Source organism: Chryseobacterium jejuense (assembly GCF_900100075.1).
Lineage (GTDB): Bacteria > Bacteroidota > Bacteroidia > Flavobacteriales > Weeksellaceae > Chryseobacterium > Chryseobacterium jejuense.
In genome coordinates, this window is the sequence record NZ_FNEG01000003.1 from 581,935 (window position 1) to 598,773 (window position 16,839).

General features: G+C 36.2%; 10 protein-coding genes. 3 read left to right on the forward strand and 7 right to left on the reverse strand.

Annotated elements, in window-relative coordinates; translation table 11 throughout:
• Positions 1–215: 215 nt before the first annotated feature.
• A complete protein-coding gene (locus tag BLS98_RS11795) occupies positions 216–890 on the reverse strand; it encodes a response regulator transcription factor (protein WP_089736700.1) in 675 nt (224 codons plus the stop codon).
• A 225-nt stretch (positions 891–1,115) separates the two neighbouring features.
• Here BLS98_RS11795 and BLS98_RS11800 point away from each other — a divergent pair, with 225 nt between their 5' ends.
• Positions 1,116–2,963: a chloride channel protein gene (locus tag BLS98_RS11800; protein ID WP_089736701.1), complete on the forward strand. Its 1,848-nt coding sequence runs from the start codon at positions 1,116–1,118 to the stop codon at positions 2,961–2,963.
• A 140-nt stretch (positions 2,964–3,103) separates the two neighbouring features.
• Here BLS98_RS11800 and BLS98_RS11805 read toward each other — a convergent pair whose 3' ends face one another.
• The 6 genes from BLS98_RS11805 to BLS98_RS11830 all read right to left on the reverse strand — a co-directional run bounded on the left by BLS98_RS11805 (position 3,104) and on the right by BLS98_RS11830 (position 14,114).
• On the reverse strand, positions 3,104–4,048 hold the full coding sequence (locus tag BLS98_RS11805) for an aldo/keto reductase (protein ID WP_089736702.1): 945 nt from the start codon (positions 4,046–4,048) through the stop codon (positions 3,104–3,106).
• Positions 4,049–4,744: 696 nt separating this feature from the next.
• On the reverse strand, positions 4,745–6,553 hold the full coding sequence (locus BLS98_RS11810) for a hypothetical protein (RefSeq protein WP_089736703.1): 1,809 nt from the start codon (positions 6,551–6,553) through the stop codon (positions 4,745–4,747).
• A 462-nt stretch (positions 6,554–7,015) separates the two neighbouring features.
• The gene (locus tag BLS98_RS11815; RefSeq protein ID WP_089736704.1) at positions 7,016–8,167 is read right to left on the reverse strand and encodes an efflux RND transporter periplasmic adaptor subunit; all 1,152 of its coding nucleotides are present in this window, start codon (positions 8,165–8,167) and stop codon (positions 7,016–7,018) included.
• A 7-nt stretch (positions 8,168–8,174) separates the two neighbouring features.
• Positions 8,175–12,512, reverse strand: a complete 4,338-nt coding sequence (locus BLS98_RS11820; protein ID WP_089736705.1) for a CusA/CzcA family heavy metal efflux RND transporter — start codon at positions 12,510–12,512, stop codon at positions 8,175–8,177.
• A 271-nt stretch (positions 12,513–12,783) separates the two neighbouring features.
• Positions 12,784–13,116 (reverse strand): hypothetical protein, encoded by a 333-nt coding sequence (locus tag BLS98_RS11825; protein WP_089736706.1) that lies wholly within the window; start codon positions 13,114–13,116, stop codon positions 12,784–12,786.
• 86 nt (positions 13,117–13,202) lie between these two features.
• Complete coding sequence (locus BLS98_RS11830) at positions 13,203–14,114, reverse strand: LysR family transcriptional regulator (protein ID WP_089736707.1); 912 nt, start codon at positions 14,112–14,114, stop codon at positions 13,203–13,205.
• Between the two features lie 85 nt (positions 14,115–14,199).
• Here BLS98_RS11830 and BLS98_RS11835 point away from each other — a divergent pair, with 85 nt between their 5' ends.
• Both BLS98_RS11835 and BLS98_RS11840 read left to right on the forward strand, forming a co-directional pair.
• On the forward strand, positions 14,200–14,793 hold the full coding sequence (locus BLS98_RS11835; RefSeq protein ID WP_167356211.1) for a LysE family transporter: 594 nt from the start codon (positions 14,200–14,202) through the stop codon (positions 14,791–14,793).
• A 670-nt stretch (positions 14,794–15,463) separates the two neighbouring features.
• Positions 15,464–16,813: an MATE family efflux transporter gene (locus BLS98_RS11840; RefSeq protein WP_089736709.1), complete on the forward strand. Its 1,350-nt coding sequence runs from the start codon at positions 15,464–15,466 to the stop codon at positions 16,811–16,813.
• Positions 16,814–16,839: the final 26 nt, after the last annotated feature.

A 16,839-nucleotide genomic window follows, 5' to 3' on the forward strand; every position in this document is an offset into this window, starting at 1 on the left:
TAACGTTCAATGTTTAAAGTTAGTGCACTTTGAGATGGAGGTTGTCTTTATTCTTTGCAATTTAGTATTTATCTGGATGTCATATTTTAGGTTTGAATAATAAAATGAGAAATTTCCTCTAATTTTTGTCATTCCGAGCGAAGCAAAGAATCTGTTCCTATTGAGGAACTACCTCTAAAACCCGAACCCCGGACCTCGTAACTCGCATCCCTAATCTAAGCTTCCCACTTATACCCTGTTCCATAGACTGTTTTAAGATAATGTTCACAGCCCGCATCATACAGTTTCTTTTTAAGGTTTTTAACATGGGCATACACAAAATCATGATTGTCAAGCATATCTGCAAAATCTCCGGAAAGGTGTTCTGCCAGTGTGCTTTTAGAAATGACTTTGTTTTTGTTTCCAATAAAGTAAATCAGTAGATCAAATTCTTTCTTGGTGAGGAAAATAGATTCGTTATTTACAGCAACAGTTTTCGCCAGAAGATCAATCTGAAGCTCATTTTGTTTTACCACATTGGAACTGCTGAACTGTTTTCTGCGGATAATAGAATACACCCTTGCCATAAGTTCAGAAAGGTGAAAAGGTTTGGTAAGATAATCATCAGCTCCCAGTTTCAGACCTTCAATCTTATCATCCAGGGCATTTTTAGCCGAAATGATAATGACACCATCCTGTTTGTTCTGTTTTTTTAGTTCCTCCAGAATCTTAAGACCATTTCCATCCGGAAGCATAATATCTAATAAAATGCAGTCGTATTCGAACGTCTCTATTTTATTCATGGCTTCACTGAAAGTGGCAGCATTTTCACACAGGTAATTTTCCTCAGATAAATATTCGGAAATACTTTTGGCAAGCTCTGATTCGTCTTCAACAATTAGAATTTTCATGCGATAAATCTATTATTAAATTTTGAAGAAATTTTGAACGTTTAAAAAAAACATAAATATTTAGTGGTCATAATTGATGATTATAGTCTGGTATTTAAGTACATTAAAGATAAAGAATATTGCTATTACTTTTTTAAAAAGGGTCTTTTGGGGCGTTTTTTATCAGATATTTCATAAATTTACGCTGCTGTTTCAAATTGAGACCTGCATTAAAATTCTTCTCAGGTGAAAATTCACAACAAAAAAAAGTACCTAAGCTTTCTAAAATTTAAAAGAGATTTCCAGAAATACGGACTGGAAAAAGCACGCAGTTATGAGCTTATTCTGCATTGGCTGAACAATAGACTCAGCCGGAATCAGTTTCTTGTGCTTTCCGGAATCCTTGTAGGTTGTACGGCAGGATTAGCTGGGGTAATCCTAAAAACGCTGGTACATAATATCCATTATTTCATTACCAATAAAGTTCACTTCGAATATCAGATCCTATTCTATATTGTCTTTCCATTTTTAGGAATTGTCCTGACTACGTTGATTGTATTAACGCTGTTTAAAGGACAGGACAGAAAAGGGATTGGTGCCATTCTCTACGAAATTGCTCAAAACTCTAGTATTGTGGCTTCTGTTAAAATGTATTCTCAGGTGATCCAGAGTGCGGTTACCGTTGGATTGGGAGGGTCTGCAGGATTAGAAAGTCCTATTGCCGTTACCGGAGCAGCCATAGGATCTAATTTTGCACAAACATACAGGCTTAATTATAAGGAACGTACATTATTATTGGCTGCAGGAGCTACTGCCGGAATTGCATCGGCTTTCAATGCTCCTATTGCCGGAATTATGTTTGCTTTTGAAATTCTGTTAACCGGAGTGGTTTTTACAGATTTTATTCCATTGGTAGTAGCAGCCGTTTGCGGAAGTTTGTTGTCCAGAATATTGCTTCAGGAAGATGTTCTTTTCAGGTTTTATACCAGAGAAGCTTTTAACTATAAAAATGTACCTTATTACCTTATTTTAGGAGTCGTAACAGGATTATATGCCAGATATTTTGTTATTATTTCTCAAAAAGTAGAGCATTTTATAAAAGGACTTCAGCTTTCAAAAATGCGTAAAGCAATGTTTGGAGGAGCGGTACTTTCTTTACTTTGTGTTCTTTTTCCTCCTTTATTCGGAGAGGGATATGAGACGGTAAAAGCTTTCACCAACGGGAACACCCATTCAATTATTGAAAACAGTTTTTTCAGGTATTTTGAAATTGGAGACTGGACGATTATTATATTTTTAGTTCTTGTCTTATTATTAAAAGCTTTTGCTACTTCATTTACCATATTCAGTGGTGGAAATGGGGGGAATTTTGCTCCTTCCCTGTTTGCAGGTGGAACTGTAGGATACTTATTTGCCTTGGTTTGCCAGCATATCGGGTTTACAGATGTTCCGGTAACAAATCTCGTACTGGTAGGAATGGCTGGAGCGATGAGTGGCGTTATGTATGCTCCACTAACGGCTATATTCCTGATTGCAGAATCAAGTTTTGGATATGATTTGTTTATTCCGCTGATGATTGTTTCCATTATGTCTTATCTTATTGCCAAATGGTTCTCCCCGATTTCTCCGGAATTAAAGTCTCTTGCAGATGAGGGGAAAATATTCACCAACAAACATGATAAAAACCTTCTTTTTGCTTTAAGAACGGATGATTTTATTGATAAATATTCACAGACGATTCAGGAGAATGCTTCTATTACAGATCTTTTCGAATTGGTAAAAAACGGAGATAAGAACATTTTTGCAGTAGTGGATGATTCCAGAATATTAAAGGGAGTTTTAACGCTTGATGATATAAGACCTTATCTTTTTAACAAGGAAATTGACCCGCTGCAAACGGTAGGTCAGATTATGAAAGCGCCACCAGCGGTACTTCATCCGGAAAATAAACCATTGGATATCCTTCAAACTTTTGATGATACCGGCATGTGGCATCTTCCTGTTGTGAACGGAAATAATGGTTTTATTGGATTTATTTCTAAGTCTTCTATCCTGATGAGTTATAGACAGTTGTTGAAGGATTATTCGGATTAATATAATAAATTGAAATTCTACGGAATCTAAACAAACTTAAACGACTTTATTACGTTTTGCTCAAGCGAAATTTGAGATAAAAATAAATCCGTTCAGTCTAGTGCTGAACGGATTTATTAATCTAATAATGAGGTTTGAAATTAGTGATTTACTGTATTAAGTAAATCAATATCTTCCTGATCTAGAATAAGTTTTGGTGCATTGAACAATGTTTCAAGCTGTGAAGAACTCGTTGCACTCACGATTGGAGCAGTAACCAACGGATTGGATAATAACCAAGCTAAAGCAACTGTTCCCTGATTGCTATGGTGTTTTTCACTTACCTGATCCAAAGCTTTTAAAACTTCCAGACCTTTCGGGTTTAAATATTTTCTAACGCCTTCTCCTCTTGCACTTTTAGCCAAATCTGCTTCATCACGGTATTTTCCGGTTAAGAACCCTGCTGCCAGAGACCAATATGGAAATACACTCAGATCAAACTGTTCTACCAAAGGAGCATAGTTTTTTTCAAAACCTTCTCTTTCCAATAAATTATAATGTGGTTGTAAGGCAACATATTTAGGCAGATTATTCTTTTCAGAAGCTTCAAAAGATGCCTTTATACGTTCAGGAGAAAGATTGGATGCTGCAATATAACGTACTTTCCCGGCTTTAATAATTTCATCATACGCTGATAACGTTTCTTCTACAGGAGTTGTATGATCGTCAAAATGAGTATAATAAAGATCGATATGATCGGTCTGAAGTCTTTGAAGGGATTCATCCACTGATTTCAGAATATGTTTTTTACTGATATCATAGCCATGTTCTTTTGTTTCAGAACCTACTTTGGTTGCCAGAACAATATCTTGGCGGTTATTGCGGCTTTTCATCCACTTTCCGATGATCTCTTCAGACTGTCCACCTTTTCCGTTCACCCACCATGAATAGGTGTCTGCCGTATCTATAAAATTGAATCCTGCTTCTGTAAACTGATCCAGTATATCAAATGACTGTTTTTCATCCAGCGTCCATCCAAAAACATTTCCTCCGAAATTAATAGGAGCCACTTCCAAATCAGTGTTCTTGATCTTTCTTTTTTTCATAAAAATAATTTTACTAACTGAGATCTAAGGTAAGGAATATTGTGCTGTAGAACCATTCAAAATACCCATATGATCTATAGTTATTATAAATGAAAAAGCCGATGGTTCCTCGATTATTCTCTAACGCTTTTTAAAAAAACATCTTTATTCAAAAGTTATAATATGACTGTTGAATTAAACGCAAAGACGCAAGTTTAATCTATGTTGTGTATTTTTTTAAGGCGCAAGAAAATCAAAGATTTTCAGCTAGAGTACACTTTTTTTTGCCACAAATGCACGAATGCTTTCTATGATGACTTGAATTAGACTTTTTTTTACATAACTGAAATTTAGCATGCCGTTTGTCATTGACCAAAACATGCTAAAAGTTGTTTTCTGGTGCAATATTCTATGTGCCTATGTGGTAAAAAAATTAAACCACATAGGCACAATAGGTTTTATGCATACATAAAAATCATTCGTGCATTCGTGGCGATTATAAAAAACATCCGCGTAATCAGCAAAATCTACGAGAGCGTTTATTACTTTTCAACCTGAGGCGTTTCAATAACAGCTGCCGCAATACTCTATGTGGCTATGTGGTAAAAATTAAACCACATAGGCATAATAGGTTTTATGCATACATAAAAATCATTCGTGCATTGGTGGCGATTATAAAAGCATCTGCGTAATCAGCAAAATCTGTGAGAGTATTTATTATTTTTCAACCTGTGGAATTTCAATAGCAGTAAGCATTTGTTTATATTCCTGCAGCTGATGATTAATCCTTTGCAATCCCTGTTTAAAGAATAAAGATGTATTAAATAATTGGTGGTAATACTCTACTCCTTCCAGCATATTTTTTCTGAAAGCATTCCATTTTTTTGTTTGCGAATGCGTAATCTGCTGGGTTGAGTCTGTTATTTCTTTCTTCAGATAATCAACATACATTTTCAGCTCGTTAATAAACATATTAGGACGGCTGCTATCAGACAAAATGTTGGTAGAACCATAAATATGTTTTACCATTTCAGAGAGGGAAACTTCTTTATCAAAAAATGCAATATTAGGTCCCGGACAGATCACAACGCCCTGTTTTTCTCCTTTAATCTCCATTCCCTGTTCCATATAAGCGGAATTGACAAGCCCAACACAAAGGCAGGCTTTATCTGTGATTTCAGCTTTTTTCTTCTCAAACTCTTTTTCTGAAAGTATTTCTTTTTGAGTGTACAGTTCATTCAGTTTAATGTCCTGATATTTTTTGGAAGCTGTACAAGTTCCTTCAGGAGAATATTCTTTGCTTAATGCTAACAGTTTCTTTGGACATGAACTTCCATATTTTCCTTTGGCTTCTTTTTGGTTCTTCAATAACTCATTAGAGGTTCCTTTTATGGTATTGAAAGGCACTCCCAAAGGAGAAATCTGGCTCAGATAGAAGTCTTTTTCTTTAGCTTTTAATAGTAAATTTCTTGTTTCAGTATCTACGGAAGTGGCTTCGGGAACTAATAAAAATGGTGATCCCCATCCTACACTGTCTACACTGTAGGTGCTCAACAAAAAATTATGTTCTTCAGAGGTTCCTACCCCGCCCTGTACGGTAATTTTCATTTCTAGGGGCTGAGACAGTACAGGTTTTCCCTTCTGTTCTAAAGCATTGTTCATTAGCGTATGGGCAGATTGTATCAGATCATTTTTCTTCTGTCTGAATTCTTCCATAATAGGCCCTAAAAGCATTCCTTCTGTCGCAAATGCATGACCACCACAATTCAATCCGGATTCTATTCTATATTCCGATACCCACAACCCTTTTTTCGCCAGAAAGTTTCCTTGAATCATCGCAGAACGGAAATCACTTACTTTAAGAATGATTTTCTTTTTCAGATGTCCGTTTTCATTGGGATAAAAATCATCAAACTCCTCCATATAACTGTACAAACGAGGATTCATCCCTGCTGAAAGCACCATAGAAGAAGATAATTTACTGTTGGCAAAACCACGGAGTGAGGCATGTGCATCATTGTACATGACAGGAAGCTGCTCGTTCTTTTTATAGTTGTCTTTATCAACTTTTGTCATGATATTGACATCAATACTTCCCGGTAATAGGTTGGTTTCTATGAAGTTTTTAATATTGTCGCTCCAATTATCTTTTTGAGTGATAAGGTTTTGAAGGCTGTTTTTCAGATCTGAAGTATTAGGCAGCATCGCCACAAAGTCTTTCAAAGCTTCTTTATTCTTACTGATTTCCTGTTTGAAAGATTCGAATTTTTCATTCACGATATCATCTACCATGTCCAGATATGCAGTAATTCTTTTGGCTCTGTAATCCTCTGTTTTTGTTGAGATTCCTGAATAATTAAGATTAAACTTTTGGTTGTAAAAGTTTTTCATTTTTTCCAGAATTTCATCATCAATGATGGAAATCACAGAGGAAATTCCATATTGTGCAACGCGGATTGGGCTGTCTATAGTATAAGCCAATCCCATCACGGGAATATGGAAATTGTGTAACGGTTTAGTTGTCATTATATTTCAATAAAAGTTCTTTACTTAATGCAACTAAAAATTCTTTCAACTAATTCACTGCTTAAAAGTATTGCTTTTTTAATTAATTATGCATTAAATAATATCTGTAATATTGAAAATATGCTAAAAATCATTTTACATGTTTTTTTTAAGTTGTCGGGAAACCGAAGATTATCTCCTTTTAATCGATGAATATTATTTCGACGTAGTCAATGACAAAATACGTTAGAAACTATTTTTCTGGTGTAATATTCTATGTGCCTAAGTGGTTAAAATTATTCTTTTAAACCACATAGGCACATAGTTTTTATGCATAAATAAAAAATATTCGTGCATTTGTGGCGATAAAAAAAATCTAAATATTCCTAAGAAAATCTGCGAGAGTATATTCTACGAAATAAAAAAGGTTTCATCTACCATTAGTAAACAAAACCTTTTTTAAAATCTATTGTTAGAAAGCGATTATTCCGCTTTATTTTTCAACATCATCAGAAGACTGTAAGCCCCTTTCTGTACTATCTTTTTATCTTTCAGGAAATCTGCTTTCAAAATTTCTGTAAACTGATCATCTGAAATTCCGGTTACAACAGGAATCATTTTATATTTTGATTTTCCAAGATCCTCGAAAACATAGTTCTTATTTTCAAAAGAAACCACTGCATCATTCGGAAGTCCCTGTGTGTATCGGTTGCTGATGTTCACTTCAGCGTTAATGTACATTCCTTTTACAAACTCTGAATTGATAAATGATAGTTTAGCGATAGCTGTTGCAGAACCACCTGTTTCAATACTTGGAACTACGCTTACAATCTTAGCATTGGATTTCACATCAGGCTTCTGATTGTTGTACACCACAATTTCCTGTCCTACTTTTATGTCATTCACATCATTTTCAAAAACCTTTAGCTCTAAAAGTAGTCCTGCCGGGTTTATCAATTCAAATAAAGTGTCTGCCGGGTTGATATATTGCCCGTTATTCACAAGAATCTTGCTTACAAACCCGCTAAATGGTGCATACACATTAATTCGGCTTCTGATATTTCCTGTATTTAAGCCTTTAGCACTAATTCCGATGATTCGTAACTTTTCTTCAAGGCCTCTCAATGTAGCATTTAAGGTTGAATAATCTGCCTGAGCAGTTTGCATGGTTTTATCACTGCTGGCCTTGCTTGTATTAAGATCTTTCTGTCGGTTAAAATTCAGTCTTGCGGCTTCAAGCTGTGCTTTTGTTACCAAGTAATCTTGCTGCAACTGAATGAACTGAGGATCTTCCACCACGGCCAATACCTGACCTTTGCTAAAGTGACTTCCATTAATCACATTGATAGATTTGATATGTCCGCCCATAATACTTGAAACAGAACTGATATGAGATGGGGCAATCTCTGCTTTTCCATTCAGACGCACCAGTTTTTCCATATTTCTGTCCTGAACAGACGTTGTGGTAATTCCTACAGACTGAATCTGCTGATTGGTAAGATGAACGGTATTCTCAGTACCTTTTGTAAATTTTGTGTTCTCGTAGACTGTTTTTTCCTCTTCTTTCTTGCCTGAACATGATGATAAAGCCAATACTAAAGCCAGACTGTATATTGATATGATTTTGAATTGCATGACGCTGTTATTTTGAAATTAAGAAATTAAGTTCTGCTCCGATCTGATTCAGCCTGTCCAGACTATCAATGTAGTCTGCCTTGGTTTTTACGGCCTGATTGACCAATATTACCCAGTTCAGATAATCAATTTCTCCTACATCCATCTGCTTTTGAGCTGTTTTTAGGATCGTTTCAGATTTTGGAAGCTGTTTTTGTTCGTAATTTTCAATGATTCTCTGTTGATTCATGTAGTTGTTCAACTGTTGCCCTAATCTGTTTTTAAGTTCAATTTCTTTTCTTTGATATTGATTTTCAGAAATAGCAATTTTAGCTTCTGCTGCCTTTGCCAATGCTCGCTGTCCCTTGGTAAACAAAGGAATTCCTACTCCTACCTGAACTGAATTAAAACGGTTGTTATTAATGTTTTTCATGCTCTGATTAGTGTAACCGATAAGAAGTTCCGGAAGCAGTCTGCTTTTTTCAAGCTGTACTTCAGCCTCTCCTACTTTGATCTGTTGCTGCAGGTATTGAAGTTCAGGGTGTTGTTTTACCATTTCCTCTGAAACCTGAAGTCCTACGTTCATAATAGGCTTATCCGCGATAGGCTGGTAAGCTGTTTCTGACTGAAGAAGCAACTGAAGCTGCAATTTTGCAATATTCAGATCATTTTCAAGCGTATTTAATTGTACTTTGATTTGTTCTTTCTGAATTTCAGCAGTAGATTCCTCTAAAATATTGGCTTCTCCTTTTTTCAGTCTTAAACCAGCTTTATCAGCGAAATTGGTGTACAACTGACTGATGTATTCCAATACTTTTTTCTTTTCCTGAAGCACTAAAGTTCTGTAAAAAACATCTGTAACTTCTTTGGTAAGCTGTGTTTTGGTTAGATTCTGATTGATAACACTTGCCGTCCATTCCGCATCCAGCATCTGTTTTCTCTTCGAATAAACGGTTGGAAAACTGAACCTTTGAGAAATCCCGAATGAATTATCCGTTTCTTCCCCTTGAATCTGCCCGAAGGCTCCTGTAACTTCCAATTGAGGAAGATCCAGATAGCTGGCTTTTAATTTTTCTTGATAATCCGAGATTAATTTTGAGCTTTTAAGCGTTCCGTTTTGTTGATATGCTTTTTCAATTGCCTGTTCAAAGGTGATGTTTTCCTGAGCCTGAAAGCTTCCGAAAGAAACCAGCAGTAAGAAAACAGACAGTTTTTTATAGTTTATTTTTTTAGAGAATTTCATTTTATCTTTATTAATATGTTCAAATAGGACGTAAAGAATGGGGAGAACAAATAGGGTTAAAAGTGTAGCAAGCATTAATCCGCCGATCACAACAGTGGCTAATGGTCTCTGTACTTCAGCTCCTGCTCCATTACTGATGGCCATAGGAAGGAACCCTAATGAAGCTACAAAAGCAGTCATCAGCACCGGACGAAGCCTGATTCTTGTTCCCATCAATACAATTCTGCTGGTATTGGTTATTCCGTTCTTTTTCAATCGGTTAAATTCTGATATCAAAACAATTCCATTAAGTACGGCCACTCCAAACAGAGCAATGAATCCAACTCCTGCACTGATGCTGAAAGGCATTCCTCTTAAAGCAAGAAAATACACACCTCCAATGGCTGATAATGGGATTGCTGTGTAGATTAATAAACTATGTTTTACAGAACCAAAAGCAAAGAATAACAGTAAGAAAATCATCACCAAAGAGATAGGAACGGCAACCCCTAATCTTGCTTTGGCTTCGTTTAGGTTTTCAAATGTTCCTCCGTAAGCAATGGTATATCCTGGTGAGAATTTCAGATTCTTCCCTATTTTTTGCTGAAGTTCCTCCACAACAGTCTGAACGTCTCTTCCTTTTGCATTAAATCCTATAATAATCCTTCTTTTGGTATCTTCTCTTTGGATCTGGTTCGGGCTGTCTTTAAGTTCAACTTTGGCCAGTTGAGATAGTGGGATTTGCTCTCCGGAAGCAGTGGGAATCAATAGATTTTGTATGCTGGTAATATCTTTTTTATAATCATTATCCATACGAACAACGATTCCAAATTTTTTCTCTCCTTCGTATAAAGCACCTGCCGTTTGTCCTGCAAAAGCCATATTAATTACTCTGTTGATCTCAGCCACAGAAATATTGTATCTGGATAATTCAGAACGGTTATAATCAATCACTACCTGTGGAGCTCCTTCAACAGGTTCTATGTAGAGATCCTGAGCACCTTTTACCGTGTTGATGATACTTCCCAGCTTTTTGGCATACGTGGTAAGGCTATCAAGGTCTTCTCCGTAGATTTTACAGACGATATCCTGCCTTGCACCGGTCATCAGTTCGTTAAACCGCATTTGTACGGGAAACTGGAAGCTGGTTGTTAATCCTGGTATAACGCTTAATGCCTTACTCATCTTTTCAGAGAGTTCGGGGAATGATTTTGCGGATGTCCATTCTTTTTTAGGTTTTAAAACAATGATCATATCTCCGGCATCCATGGGCATGGGTTCTGTTGGGATCTCGGCACTTCCGATCTTTACAACGATCTTCTGGATCTCTGGAAATTGTTTTAATAAGATGCTGGAAGCCTGTGTGGTTACATTTTTGGTCTCATTAATATTACTTCCCTGAAGAATCCTCATTTCAACGGCAAAATCTCCTTCTTCCAAAGAAGGAATAAATTCTCCGCCCATTTTTGATAAAGTGAAAACTGCTCCTGCAAAAAGAATAAGAACACCCAGAATAATTGTTTTTCTGAATTTCAAAGCTTTCATCAGGAACTTTTGATGTCCTGTTTCCACTTTGGCCATTACCCTGTCAGAGATATTGTCTTTTTCCTTTTTCTTTCGGCTTAATACCAATGAACTCATCATTGGAATATAGGTAAGGGAAAGGATAAATGCTCCAATTAACGCAAAAGCTACTGTTTGTGCCATAGGTTTGAACATTTTCCCTTCAATTCCCTGTAAAGTAAAGATGGGAAGGTATACGATAAGGATAATGATCTGTCCAAAGACTGCACTGTTAACCATTTTCGTAGCAGAGCTGGAAACCTGGTCATCCATTTCTTTTTTGCTCAGCATATTGTCCTTGCCAAAATGCTTTTTATGAGCCAGTTGATGCAGAACGGCCTCTACAATGATAACTGCTCCATCTACAATAAGTCCAAAGTCTAAAGCTCCAAGACTCATCAGGTTACCTCCAACTCCGAAGATATTCATCATAATAATGGCAAACAACATCGCTAAAGGAATTACTGAAGCCACCAATAATCCTGCTCTGAAATTTCCAAGGAATACAACAAGGATGAAAACTACAATCAAAGCCCCTTCCATCAGGTTGGTTTTTACTGTACTGATGGTATTGTTAACCATTTTAGCACGATCCAGGAAAGGTTCAATAACAACCCCTTCCGGTAAAGACTCTTGAATTTTTTCTAGCCTTTGCTTAATGTTACCTATCACCTCGTTGGCATTTTCTCCTTTAAGCATCAATACAATAGCTCCGGATACTTCTCCAGTATCATTATAGGTCATGGCGCCATACCTTGTCGCATATCCGATTTTTACAGAAGCTACATCTTTAATGTGAACCGGAATCCCTTCTTTGGTTTCAGCCACCTGAATGTTTCCTATATCTTCTTTTGTCCCCAGAAGGCCTTCACTACGGATAAAAAGAACTGTTTCTTTCTTTTCGATATAAGCTCCACCAGTATTCTGGTTATTATTTTCCAACGAAGCAAAAACATCGTTGATATTGATGTTGAAAGCCTGTAGTTTGTTAGGATTAATAGCAATTTCATACTGTTTCAGCTTTCCTCCGAAACTACTGACATCTGCAACCCCTTTGGTTCCCAGTAATTGTCGTCTGACTACCCAATCCTGAATAGTTCTCAGTTCCGTTTCGTCATACACATTTTCATAGCCTTTCTTGGCTCTCACCACGTATTGGAAGATCTCTCCCAGTCCTGTAGAAATAGGTCCCAGTTCAGGTTTTCCAATCCCAGCTGGAATATTATCCTGAACGAGCTGTAAACGCTCCTGAACCTGTTGACGAGCCCAATACACATCAGTATCATCATTAAAAACGACAGTTACTAATGACAACCCGAATCTGGAGAGGCTTCGGAGTTCAGTGATTCCGCTGATGTTGCTGGTTGCCTGCTCGATGGGGAATGTTACAAGACGCTCAATATCTGCAGCTCCGTAAGACGGCGCGGTAGTGATAATCTGTACCTGATTATTGGTAATGTCAGGCTGAGCATCAATGGGTAGTTTGGTAGTTTCATATACTCCGAAAAGAACTAAGCCTATGGTGAACAGAGCAATGATGAGTTTATTCTTTACAGAAAACTCAATAATTTTGTTTAACATGAAAAAATTATTAATAGATAATCTGTAGTCTTTTATAAACGGCTTGTAATGTATAGATGAACCACAAAAGTCACTAAGATGGCTTACGTTTGGAACAATACTGAATAGAAGTTCACAAAAGAATAAAAATCATAGATTTTCAAAATATAAGTGTACTTTTATTAAAAAAAATAAAGCAGAGTAATATAGTACTACAAGATTGATTGATAGCTAATAAGAATAGATAACCTTAAGTAAAACTTAAAGTATTCATTTTTAATTTTAAAATCATTTAAGAAAGCCGTGGAGGCTGGAAAATATTGGAAAGGTAAAGGTTTGAGAAGTCCTTTTCCTGATAGATGCTGTTCTTCTGTGGAACTCTGATTTCCTTAGGTTTTTTGATTTCAAAGGTATAATCAGGAAGCTGTGCATGTACAGTCAATACAATAGGTGGATTGATAAATGGTAGTTTTTGATCCAGATCCCAGTCAGCATCTTTTTTATGATTGTCATAATGTTCCATGACGAATTCTGAAAGATTTCCTTCATATTCCATAAAATGTTCTACAAACATAGGCACCTTCAGTACTTCCCCCGCATTGGTGGTAGCCAGCACATACAACATTGAACATATTATGGAGAACCATTTTAACATCCCTGCAAATATAGGGCTTAAATTTTTCCTGAGAAGGCTCTGTTATTAATTTTATTTTAAATTTCTACGCTAACAGAGGGTTCACAGACCATTTGTTCATTAAGAATATTTAAAAAGAGTTCCATCGCGGGGCTGATCCATTTATTAGAATGATGGGCTGTAATCATGGTAATGGTGCGCTGAAACCCTTTAATAGTAAGTTCTGTTATTTCTCCTTTTTTAATCTCTTCTTCTACCACAAAGTGAGGCAGGCAGGCTATTCCCAGATTATTCATTACACTTTTTTTGATTGCTTCTATGCTCCACAATTCAATATTTTGACCGGTGAGGATGTTTTTTTTCTTAAGATATTCTTCAAAATACTGCTGATAAACACCATTCGGGTCATTATTGATTACGGAACATGATTTTATCTGATCTTTTTTGTCGAAATTTCTTTCTTGTTGTGAAAATAACGGTGACGCCATAACGCCTACTGTGAACGTAGAGACCTCCGTGACTTTGATCTGCTCATCATAGCCATGTACCTGATAGTGAATCCCAAGATCAATATCATTCCGGATAATTTCTTTCTGAACTTCATAGCAGTTTCTCACTTTTAATTTAAGTTTTACATCAGGAGCTGTTTCAATGAATTCTTTAAGTATGGGTTGCAGGATATAAGTCAGCAGGCTGTCAGAAACGGAGATGGTAAGACTTCCCTCTACTTTTCTGTCTTTTGAATTTAGCTGTCTGATCTGTTCTATTTCCTCTTCTATTTTTTTTATGTGGGGAATGAGTTTCAAAGACTGTTCGGTAGGAAGCATTCTTCGGCCTATTTTTTCAAATAAAGGAAATTTTACTTCATTTTCAAGTTGTTGAATCTGATAACTGATGGCAGACAGAGAGTAATTAAGTTCATTGGCTGCATCCTGAAAATTGCCTTTTTCCACTATGGTTTTAAAACTTTTGAGCTGATGAATATCCATACTTTAATATTTTCGAAGTAAAAGTATAAATAATTCCGATTGTTTGAAGTGTATGGCCTCTTTAATTTTGTCAAAAAAAAATAATATGTGGTTTTCATTTTTTATTTACACTGTGCTAACGGCACTTCTTCCAGGTCCTAATAATATTCTTGCTCTTAACAGCAGCATGAAATCAGGATATCAAAAGAGCAAAACATTACTTCTGGGGATTTACTCGGGGTTTACAGTGATCATGTTACTGGCAGCCTTTTTCACGGGGCTTCTTTTGAATTCTTATGGCTTTCTTCTCAACTATCTGAAATATGTTGGAGCTGTTTATCTTATTTACCTTGCATGGTCTGTAATATCCGGAAAGCAGGTGGAAATTGATGGTGAGCAAAAAGAACAATCTTCTGATTCTGCTGGGGATTTCTGGAAAGGATTTCTGTTGCAGTTAGTGAATGTTAAGATTATTATTTACGGAATAACAGCATTTAGCAGTTTTATTTTCCCTCAGTTCAAAGAGCTTTGGATTATTCTTGTTTTTGCTTTTCTGCTTTCTTTTATAGGTAATTCTGCTACATGGATATGGGCTGTTGCCGGACAAAAGTTACATCGTTTTTTGAATCGTCACTATAAAGTAGTGAATACGGTGATGGGAATTCTCCTTTTATACTGTGCAGTAAGTTTATTCTTATAAATAATTAGTAAAAAAGAAGTAGCAACACTGCATGGACTCATAAAAAATTGTCATGTAAGGTAAAACCCGAACCTTCAATAATGATTAAATTTTGGATTTGAGGCTGCTTAAGGTGGGTCATTGGGGAGAGACAGTTCGTTCTTTTTTAATTTAATAGGGTTAAAATAAGAAAGAATAGTTTCTATCTCTTTATCAGTTACTGAGATTTTATCTTGAATTTATGAAACTAATTGTTCTTCCATATCATTGAGCCAGTGATCAGTAAATGTAGTGATCAATGCTTTGTTTGTCCATGTTTCTCCCCTGTTTTTAAAGTTCTCCTCTTTTGATTAATCGTTAAGAATAGTCATTCATGCGCTTAATTTCCATAGTATTCCGTTATGCGGAGTATTTATTCCGTCTTAAGGAGCCTATCTACTATTACTAAATACTAAGTTTGTAAAAACTTTAAATTATTTAGAATCATTCTTAATAATTAATAACAATGAGACTATAGCTAAGATGAGTGTTCATCGGGAGCTGGAAGAAAGAATTTCGAAATTACGATTTGTTGATTAATGAAGGGTTAGATGTAATTGATCTTGTAGAACTTATTCATTTCATTTTCTCTATTTCAGCTTCCTTTTATAGCTATACCACATCTTTTTTTTAAAAAATTACAATCATAACAATGGAAGAACAGCGACAGTTCATTTTGAATGGAAAAATGCATAAAGTAATGTGGCAGATGTCCTGGCCGGCAGTTATTGCGATGGTTTTGTACGGGTTAAATAACTTCCTGGACGGAATCTTTGTTGGGCATTTGATTAGCAATACAGCTTTAGCAGCAGTGGGAGTTGCGTATCCTCTGGCACAATTTGCACAGGGATTTGGAACATTAATAGGTACAGGTGTAGGAGCTGCAGTAAGTATCTGGATTGGAGCGGGAGATAAAGAGAAGCTTAGCAAAGCCATAGGAACTGTTAATTTTCTTACATTGATATTCTCAGTTGCCATTACAATTCCCTGCTATATTTTCGCCAAAGAATTGGTGTATATGATGGGCGGAAGAGGCGAAATTTTAACCTTAGGAGTAGAATATTTCAGAGCTACCATTTTGGGAAGCTTTTTCTGGATTCATGGTCTGGCGCTGAATATGCTGATTCGTGCCGAAGGAAGAATGAAAACTGCTGCCTGGATGATTGCAGTAGGTTTAATTGTAGATGTGGCATTAAAACCATTGTTTATTGATTCCTTTGGTGGCGGAGTAAGCGGTGCGGCTTGGGCCACCAATATTTCTATGATAATTTATATGGTATTGGGAATCTGGTATTATGCATCCGGAAAGGCCTCTTTTACTACTAACTTTTGGTCATTAAAATGGGATAAAACAATTATCAGGGAAGCTCTTTCATTAGGAATGCCTGGTTTTATCATGATGGTAATGATTGTAGTTCAGAATATCGTAGTATTTAATGTGATAGCTAAATACGGAAAAGAGACGGATGTAACCTTTTTTACAGCTGTCAATCGGTTTTATATTTTATTGAATACTCCGCTTTGGGGACTGATGAGAGCATTGCAGCCTGTCACGGGAATGAACTTTGGGGCTGAAAAATATGAAAGAAGTATCAAAGCATATCGGCTTTTCTCTTTTACAGGGCTCATAATTCTGATTCCTTTCTGGCTTTTTGTAATGTTTTATCCATCAGAAGTTTTATCTGTAATGATTCCCAATGTATCTTTCCAGGTAAGCCAGTTAACTGATTTCAGAATTTACATGAGTGTTTTGCCGGCACTGCCCTTTATTTTTATGGCAATGGTTTGGTTTCCTTCTGTGGAAAATGCCAAACCTGCTACTGTGATCAGTATTTTAAGACAGCTGGTGTTATACATCCCTGCCCTTCTCGTTATCCCTATGTTGTACGGAATCCGAAGTATTTATGTGGTTAGTGCCATTATAGAATGGATTGTGTTTGGTGGAGTAATTTACATGATATGGCTTAATTTCAAAATGTTAAGGAAAATCAAAATATATTAATGATTGGTTATTTTTAATTAAAATAA